This window comes from Methylocystis sp. WRRC1 (assembly GCF_020733155.1).
Classification (GTDB): domain Bacteria; phylum Pseudomonadota; class Alphaproteobacteria; order Rhizobiales; family Beijerinckiaceae; genus Methylocystis.
Genome location: NZ_JAJFZJ010000001.1, coordinates 3959004 through 3967355 on the forward strand (window position 1 = coordinate 3959004; position 8352 = coordinate 3967355).

General features: G+C 61.7%; 10 protein-coding genes. 9 read left to right on the top strand and 1 reads right to left on the bottom strand.

All coding sequences use genetic code 11. The annotated features are described in order from the left end of the window. The first annotated feature begins 573 nt into the window (after window positions 1-573). The 9 genes from LG047_RS19250 (at window position 574) to LG047_RS19290 (ending at window position 7876) form a co-directional block, all read left to right on the top strand. Complete coding sequence (locus LG047_RS19250; protein ID WP_227968356.1) at window positions 574-1791, top strand: site-specific integrase; 1218 nt, start codon at window positions 574-576, stop codon at window positions 1789-1791. Continuing rightward, window positions 1788-2381, top strand: a complete 594-nt coding sequence (locus LG047_RS19255; RefSeq protein WP_227968358.1) for a hypothetical protein — start codon at window positions 1788-1790, stop codon at window positions 2379-2381. The genes LG047_RS19250 and LG047_RS19255 overlap by 4 nt, the downstream gene beginning before the upstream one ends. A 131-nt stretch (window positions 2382-2512) precedes the next feature. After that, a complete protein-coding gene (locus LG047_RS19260) occupies window positions 2513-2740 on the top strand; it encodes a DNA-binding protein (RefSeq protein ID WP_227968362.1) in 228 nt (75 codons plus the stop codon). A 184-nt stretch (window positions 2741-2924) separates the two neighbouring features. Continuing rightward, window positions 2925-5408, top strand: coding sequence for a DUF5906 domain-containing protein (locus LG047_RS19265; protein ID WP_227968368.1), 2484 nt, complete (start codon window positions 2925-2927; stop codon window positions 5406-5408). A 339-nt stretch (window positions 5409-5747) separates the two neighbouring features. Beyond that, window positions 5748-5978 carry a hypothetical protein gene (locus tag LG047_RS19270; RefSeq protein ID WP_227968370.1) on the top strand — a complete coding sequence of 77 codons (231 nt, stop codon included), beginning with the start codon at window positions 5748-5750 and terminating at the stop codon, window positions 5976-5978. Window positions 5979-6043: 65 nt separating this feature from the next. Beyond that, a complete protein-coding gene (locus tag LG047_RS19275; RefSeq protein ID WP_227968372.1) occupies window positions 6044-6205 on the top strand; it encodes a hypothetical protein in 162 nt (53 codons plus the stop codon). A gap of 36 nt (window positions 6206-6241) precedes the next feature. Then, window positions 6242-7288, top strand: coding sequence for a phage major capsid protein (locus LG047_RS19280; protein WP_227968375.1), 1047 nt, complete (start codon window positions 6242-6244; stop codon window positions 7286-7288). After that, window positions 7285-7668, top strand: a complete 384-nt coding sequence (locus tag LG047_RS19285) for a hypothetical protein (RefSeq protein ID WP_227968378.1) — start codon at window positions 7285-7287, stop codon at window positions 7666-7668. Before LG047_RS19280 ends, LG047_RS19285 begins: the two co-directional genes overlap by 4 nt. Further along, window positions 7655-7876 carry a hypothetical protein gene (locus LG047_RS19290; protein ID WP_227968379.1) on the top strand — a complete coding sequence of 74 codons (222 nt, stop codon included), beginning with the start codon at window positions 7655-7657 and terminating at the stop codon, window positions 7874-7876. The genes LG047_RS19285 and LG047_RS19290 overlap by 14 nt, the downstream gene beginning before the upstream one ends. A 292-nt stretch (window positions 7877-8168) precedes the next feature. On the opposite strand, the gene LG047_RS19295 is transcribed toward LG047_RS19290, so the two are convergent. Then, the coding region (locus tag LG047_RS19295; protein WP_227968381.1) for a hypothetical protein at window positions 8169-8352 on the bottom strand (184 nt) is incomplete at its 5' end.

Below are 8352 nucleotides of genomic sequence, written 5' to 3' on the forward strand. Positions count from 1 at the left end.
AGCCCGCGGTGGCCGTCGCCACCGCAAAAACCAGCACCACCAGACCATAGCCAGCCATAGCGACCTCCATCAATCGTCGTGCGACCGCTCGGGAGCGAGCCGCCGTCGTCTACACATCTCGGAGCGTCCGAATCTGACCGTGCTCAGGCGAGGGCATTTCCTGCCAATCTTCAGCAGAATTTCGCAAGGCGCCGCCGGCGGGCGTTATTTGTAACGCTCGACCCGCTGGCGCGAGACGCCTGGGAGAGTAGGGATTGATCGAGGGGGAGGTTGCTCGCCTCGATGCCCCGCCATTACATGGGTTCAATCCACGAGAAGCGAGATATGTAGGAAGCGATTGATTTTAAATGGCAGGAGTGGAGGGGCTCGAACCCCCAACCCCCGGTTTTGGAGACCGGAATCTGCCCGAGACAGCGCCGGTCAAATCCAGACAATCGCCCCCGAAAAAACCCAATGAATACTTTGCCTTTTGGTTTTATGTCCGTTAGTGTCTGGACACGGGGTAACACCCCGAGACAGGCGAATTTGTTACCCCTATAAGCCGGGGTAACACGGGGTAACGGGTTTCCGGTCATGGCAAAAACGCTAACGGCGCTGTCGATTGCGGCTCTCAAACCCGAGGCGTCGCGGCGAGAAATTCCAGATGGAAAAGTCGTCGGCTTGTTCCTGATCGTTCAGCCATCGGGGGCCATGTCCTGGGCGGTGCGCTACAGGGTGGGAGGAAGGCCGCGCAAGTTCACGATCGGACCATGGCCCGCCGTCGACCTCGCCAGCGCGCGGGGGAGGGCGCTGGAGGCGCTGGCGCAAGTCGCCGCGGGGGTCGACCCCTGCGAACAGAAGCGGGCGGCGCGTGCGGCGGCAGTGGAGAAGCAGCGCGCCGAGCTCGACGTCGTCGAGCGCGTGGTCGCGGAGTTTGTCGAGCGTTATGCGAAGCCCAATACTCGCGACTGGCGGGAGACGGAACGCAAGCTCCTGAAAGACGTCGTGCCTGCGTGGCGGGGCAGGCGACTATCGGAAATCAGCAAGGCGGATATTCACGTTTTGCTCGATTCGATGGTCGACCGTGGCGCGCCGGTGGGCGCGAACCGAACGTTCGCGCAGATAAGGAAGATGTGTAACTGGGCGCTCCAGCGCGGCTTGATCGAACGCAATCCTTGCGACGGTCTGGCGCCGCCATCTGCGGAGCAGACCCGAGCCCGCGTTCTCGACGACGGCGAGCTTGCCATCATCTGGGAGGCGGCGGGACGGATTGGCTTCCCGTTCGGGGCGATTGTCCGGCTGCTTATTTTGACCGGACAGCGCCGCGACGAAGTGGCCGGGATGCGGTGGGCGGAACTCGACTCCGAGCGGCGATTATGGACGATCCCGGCGGAGCGATCGAAGAACCGCCGCGAACACGCCGTTCCACTATCGGACGCCGCACTCTGCATTATCGAGGCGTTGCCGAGATTCGATTCAGGCTTTCTCTTTTCCGCCGGGGCAACGCCGCCGTCGGGGTTTTCAAAGGCAAAGCCGCGTCTCGACAAGGCCGTCGCCGATGTTCCCGGCGGCGAAAACATTCCGCATTGGGTCCTACACGATATTCGGCGCAGCGCTGCGACGGGCATGGGGCGTCTTGGAGTCGACCTTGTCGTTATTGAAAGATGCTTGAATCACGTTAGCGGCAGTTTCGGCGGAATTGTGGGCGTCTACCAGCGCCAGAAATATGAAATCGAAACTCGCGCCGCTCTCGATTTATGGGCACACCATGTTGGGGCGCTTGTCTCGGGCAAGGGAGAGGCGCGGCCATGAAACGCACTCGCAGCAAGCTCCGCGCCCTCATTGCGCGGGACGCAAAGGAGAATGTCGGCGGTCTTGGCGCGATCCTCGATGTCATCAATGCGCCGGCTAGCGACGAAACGAACGCGCTGGCAAGCCCCGGCATCAACAGGGCGTACGGACAGTTTTTATTCGGCGAGGATTTTTCTGAATCGGATGTAAGCGATCTATTCGAAACTTTGCTTGGCAAGCTGCCGGAAGATAACGCGGACGATTTGCGCAAATTATTTATGGCTGCATATTTCGAAGGAGCAGTGGGCACGGGAAAGGAGCTTTCCGAAAGCCTGAAGCGACATTTGCAAACGGAAGCCGGGAGGCACGGCGGCAAAAAAGCTGGCGCCGGACGCGCGAGGATGGCCGAGGACAGTTGGCAGGGCGCGGCGCTGGTGCTCGCGCAAGAATTTCAGCAAAGGACTCCGGGCGCGGGGCAGACGCGGCTTGCAAAGCAGATCAAAAGACACTTGCCAGAAGCGCCGGGGCTGGAGCGGATCAAGAAAGTAGTCGCCGCGTGGCAACAACAGGGCAAGCTCCTGCGCGCCCGGCGACCGTCGAAAGAGCGATAGGGTAGCGAACCCCCTTCGCACCCCTTCAAAGTAGGGTAGCGAACCCCCTTCGCGCCCCTTCAAGGTTATTTGTGCCCCCGGCGAAACGGCGCATGTTCGACGTGTCTCGACAAGGCACGGGGAGTACGAACATGCACGAAACGAGCGAACTCATGGGAACGTCAGCGCTGGCGAAGGCGCTTGGCGTGTCGACGCGCACCGTTGATCGCTGGTGGAACGATCCGAACGTTGGGTTCCCGGCGCCGACCATCATCAATCGCCGGAAATATTTCTCCGCTGCGGAAGTGCGCGCGTGGCGCGCAAGGATGGCGGCGCGATCACGTCCGGACCGCGGCGCGGAGTCTGCGAACGCCGCGTGAAAATCCCTTTTCCGTAAACCGTAATCCGGGGGATCGCGCGGGACGCGCGCTAATCCACAAAAAAAGCGCCGCTCGGGGGGAGCGACGCCGAAATTGTTAGGTGTCCTAGACGCAAAAACACCATAACAAATTCGGCGCAAAATGCAACCCGAGCGGCCTCTTCATTCATCAATCGGAGGCCACGATGCGCAAACCAATCATGACGCCGACAAATGAGGAGTTTCTGCGCGCTCTCGCGGGGGAGGACTGGAAGCGCGTTCCTGTATCGACGGGCGACAAATCCTGGGTGGTCTATCCCGCCGAGCGAATGGTCGGCGTGCTGACCAATGCGACAGCCAACTACTATTGCGTCTCGATATTCCGTGAATCGACCGCGGGGCATTTCGTTCGCCGCGCCGAATGCTTCGACGGGCAGTTCGTCCTCGTGATCGACGACGTGGGGACCAAGATCAACCTGAGGGAACTACTGCGCGTCATCCCCCTCCCGACCTATGTGCTGGAGACGTCGCCGGGGAATTTCCACTATGGCTTCATACTCACGGACGGGCGCGACGCGCGCGTTATCGCTGCGTTGGTAGACAGCATCATCAGCGACGAACTGATCAATCCGTCGCTGCGCGATCCAGGCATGGTCGGCGTGACGCGCGTGGTGCGCCTGCCCGTGGGAGCCAACTGCAAACCGGCGGTCATGGCGGCGAACGGGGGCAAGCCGTGGCCGCACGTCATGCACGTATGGGAGCCGTCGCGGGCCTATAGCGTCGAGCAGATGGCGGAGGAGCTTGACGTCGACATCAGCCCCGAGGCGCTGGCGCGCTTCAAGGGCGGCGGCCATACGAGGAAGGCAACGGCCGCCGAGGTCGGCATCGACCCCCTCATGAAGCTCTTTGACGCGCGGGGGATGCTTATCGACGCCACGCCAAACGATAATGGCTGGGTGGCAATCAAATGCCCATGGGCGGCGGACCATTCGGACGCCCGCGACGAGGCCGGTTATCGTCCGGGCTCGGGGGGTTTCCAGTGCCACCACGGCCACTGCGAAGGCAAGGGCATGAACGAACTTCGCGCATGGGTGGAGGAGGCGTTCCCAAGGGCGGAAAGGGCGGCTGCGCTCGCGGGGACCTTCGGCCCGGTGAATGAGAACGATCCGGTGCTTCAGGGCGAAATCAAACGCGCGATGCTTCGCGACCCCGGCTTTCGCGCAATTTTCGGCGACGGCGACGATGATGACGGCGGCCATGCTCTCTTTACTTGCTCGGATGGTTTGCCGGACATTCCGGGCGGCGCATATCCCCCTGATGAATTGTTGCCGGCCATTTCCGCGCGCTTTGCATTGGTCGACCGAGAAGGCGAAGTGAATGTCGTGCATCGCGACGCCGCCGGCGCCGATCATGTTCTCGCGCGAGGATCATTTGAAAGTTATCTGGCAAACATCGCTGTCAAAACCCAAAACGACAACGGCGACGAAAAATTTTTCCCGGCTGCAAAATGGTGGAAGTCGCATCCGAAGCGCCCGCCTATTCGTCGCGCGATATTCGATCCTCACAGAAAGGCTCGCATAGACGAATACAATTTCTGGCGCGGCTTTGGCGTCGCTCCGATTCAGGGGCGCGACAAAATTAAATCGTTTCTTGCGCATTTGTGGGTTGTGATTGCTCGCCGTGACCGTCGCAAGTTTCGCTACCTGATACGATGGCTCGCATGGAGCGTTCAAAATCCTGAGAAGCGCGCGGAGACGGTTATCGTCCTAAAATCGGAATCAGAAGGTTCCGGCAAGTCGACCGTTTCCGATGCAATGCGCGTCATTTTTGGAAAGCACGCCGCCGTGGTTTCGGATTCATCGGAAGTAGTTGGAAACCATGTCGACGACCTCGAATTTGTGTCATTCCTGCAAATGGAAGAAGCGCTTTTCGCGGGCGATCCGCGAATCGCAGACCGAACTAAACACGCGATAACCGGCACGAGTTTGCGGATAAATCCCAAGGGCCGCAAAGCCTACCAAGCGCCGAACCGGCTGCACGCAATTTTGACTACAAACCATTCCTGGGCCGTCCCCGCCGGGCGTGAGGCGCGCCGCTGGTTTGTCTGCGAAGTGTCGGGAGAGAAAGTCGGGGACCGCGCATGGTTCGATAAAATTTATGACGACTTGCAAGCCGGCGGTTACGGGCAACTGCTTAATTATCTGCAACGAAAAAAGCTCGGGAGTTTCCATCCGCGAAACATGCCGCGGACTTTTGAGCTTGCGGAGCAACAAATCCGGAGCGCGTCGACCGTGCATCAGTGGTTGCTGGTCTGCGCCGCCGAAGGCTTCGTTGCGGCATATGACGGCGCGGCGCGGAAGGATCATTTACGCCTGGAACTCGGCGCCGCCCATCCGTCTGCACACTTGTACGCCGCCTATACGGGCGCAACGAAGATGCAGGGCGGGCGCGTCGAGACGCAGGACGCCTTCTGCAAGCGGCTAACGAAAATCCTGGGCGAGGATTCTCGCGTGCGGGACATCATCTGCGACAACGTGCGGCACCATCGCGGGTACTACCTCCCGCACGGCGACGAACTCGCCCGAGCGGTGGAGCGGTCGCTCGGCGTCGTCGAGCGCGTGACCGATGGCGCGCGTGAATGCAACCGCCGGGCGGATGAGGATGATGAGGATGATGAGGGACCGTTTTGAGTAACGACGCGCCGAACGTGCCGACGACGTGCCGAAGCGTAACTAGTTGAAAACACTATCTTTCGGCATCTTCGTCATCTTCGTCATCTAAAATAAGGAATAGATAAAATGAAGAAGAAGAGAAGAAAGAAGGCCGGCGGCGGTACCTTCTTATTCCTATTTGTAATGATGTAGCGAACAACGTGCCGAAGGTGCCGAAGGTGAAAAAACGCCCCAAAATCAAATGGTTGCCACTCGGCACGTCTCGGCACGTCGGCACGTCGCCATTACAGCGTAAGCGTTCAAACCCGCGTTTCGATCAATTGGGTTGAATTTGTCGCTAATTGGAGGCCACAAGCGATGACACTCAATCTCGACAAGCGACGCGGCCCCTCCGGCCGCTTTGTGCTGCGACTGCCGCGCGCGGCGACCACGCCCGCCGCGCCCGCCGCGCCCGCCACGCCGACCACGCCCCCCGCAACACCGCCGACGCGACTCGATCCTTTCGACGTGCTGCGCCACGCCCCGCGTCGGCGCGCGACGCGCGCGCAGATCGAAATGCTCGCCGCGAAGTGGAGGGCGAAACGATGACTGCCGCCGCGAGGATGCGCCGCAGTCGCGCAAGGCGCCGGGAAGGCCGGCGCGTCTATCGCATCGTGGTCGACGAGACGTTGCTTGAAGATGCGCTGCGCCTCCACCTGCACCTGGCTCCGACAGCGGACGATCCGAAGGAAACCGAACGCGCGCTCAACGATATGATCGCTCAATTTTGCGCCGTTGCGCGTAACGGCGTTCGCGAGCGAAACGGCGCAGAATGATTCGAGCAAATCGGTTCGAATCGCGAAGGACACACAATGCGACATGTAATTCCTGAACTTCGAAAGCCCGCCGCCGATCGCGCTAAACCGGTTTTCAACGCGGCGTGGGCGGCGACGATCCGCGCCGCCGGCAAGCGTCAGGAAGCGGAGGCCATCGAGCGCAGCGATGACGTGGCGCGGCGGCTGTTGCAGCCTCTCACCATGCGCGCGCCCATCGCGCCCGGCACGACGACGGGCTCAGGATGGGCGGACGATGTGGTGACGGGCGCAACCGGCGCGTTCGTTTCGTCCATCGCGCCGCTGAGCGCGGGCGCTCGTTTGATCGAAGCCGGCGAACGCGTCGACCTGGGCGCAACGTCGACCATCTCATATCCGACCGCGGATACCTCGCCCGGCGCGGCGCCGTGGGTTGCAGAAGCCGAACCGATTGGCGTCCGAAATTTCTCTTTCGACTCCGCTACACTTGGCCCTGCGAAGAAGGTCGCAACAATCCTGCCCGTCTCGCGCGAAAACGTGAAGCGCAGCGCCGGCCGGGCGGTCTTCGATCGCATGTTGCGCGAAGTCGCCGCGCATTCTCTCGACTTGGCAATCTTTGGGGATCAGGCGGCGAGTGCGGCGGCTTGCGCGGGCCTTCGGAACGGCGTGACGCCTATCGCGTCGACCGGCGACGTCGGGAGCGACGTGGCGGCGCTGCTTGCCGAAGTCGCGAACTTGGGCGGCTCGGGCGCGGCGGCCATCATCATGAATCCTCGCGAAGCTGCCGTCGCCGCTGTCGCGTTGCCGCAGCTGGCAATTCCGACCTGGGCTTCTCGCGCGGTGCCGGCGGGAACGGTTCTCGCCCTCGATCCGAGCGATTTCGCCAGCGCCATCAGCGACATCGAAATTTACGCGTCGGAGGAGAGCGTCATTCACATGGAGGATTCCGCGCCTGCGGAGATCGTCAGCGCCACGGGCCCGGCGACCGCCGACCCCGTGCGCAGTGCCTTTCAGACTGGCGTCATCGCCCTTCGAATGATTCTGGAGTTGAGCTTCATCGCTCGCGCCGGGCGCGTCGCCACGATGACGGGGGTCAGCTGGTCATGATGCAGGAAGAGGAAGCGGTCGCCGACGCCATTCGCGAGCGCGCGGAGGAGCGGGCCGCAGCCGCGCTCGATCGCGCCGACGCCGCGCTTTCCGCGGCGCGCCCCTTTGCCGGCGCCGCCGATCACTGGGGGCGCGAGGGCGATGGCGCAACGGTCCCGCAATCGCCCGCCCCTTCGCGGGCTGCGCCCGCACCATCGCCAGCACCGGCGACATTGGCAGATGAGGACGCGGCGCCCGTCCGCATGGGCGTTTTGGTCGCGGTCCTGCGAGACGCCATCCTGCGCGAGCGCGTACACGCGGCGCAGATCATCGCCGGTCTGGAGCGCCGCATCGAGGCGCTCGAAACCAAGACCAAACGAGGGAAAAATGGCAATCGATGACCTGTCGACGCTCTATCGCCGCGCTCGCGCCAGCGGATTTGACGACTCTTCCGGCTGGGATTTCACCATTGAGATGATCGAGGCGGAAACCGAAGCGTTGCGCGCGGAGATGAAGCTGAAGAATTTCGCCGCGCGGGTGGAGATGCTGGGCGGTCGCCCCGCCGTCGACACGATCGTGAAAGGGCTCGGCGAAAGCCCGAACAATTAGGCGAATGATCGTCGCCTGAAAGGGCGTCGCGACCGCGGATGAACCGGCGCGACGCCCTGCTTTCCCGCAGGGGGGAGGGCGAATTATCTGGACGAAAAGGGGCATAGCACCGGACGGGGTCTCACGCAGAGATTTTTTTTTCCTCGCCCCAAGTATTCAAAAACTTCGGGCAAACTTCGGAAACTTCGGGCAAAACCCCCGATAAGCCCCTGTTTTCTGCTGGTTTCGGGCGCTCTAAGTTTCTGGAAAACTTCGGGAAAACTTCGGGCAAAAATCAATCAATTCGGGCGAATCAATCAAACGGCGCGAAATCAATCAAAGAGGCTATCCGGTTAGAAAGCTCTCCATTTTGCACGGCTAAAAAAACGAGCCCCAGTCCGGTGCAATCCCCAGCTTTAGCTAGACTTTTGACCCTCCCCCTGAGCCGGGAGATCATGCCGCGCGGCGGCGGCAAGCGCCCGGCGAGACGAGGCGCG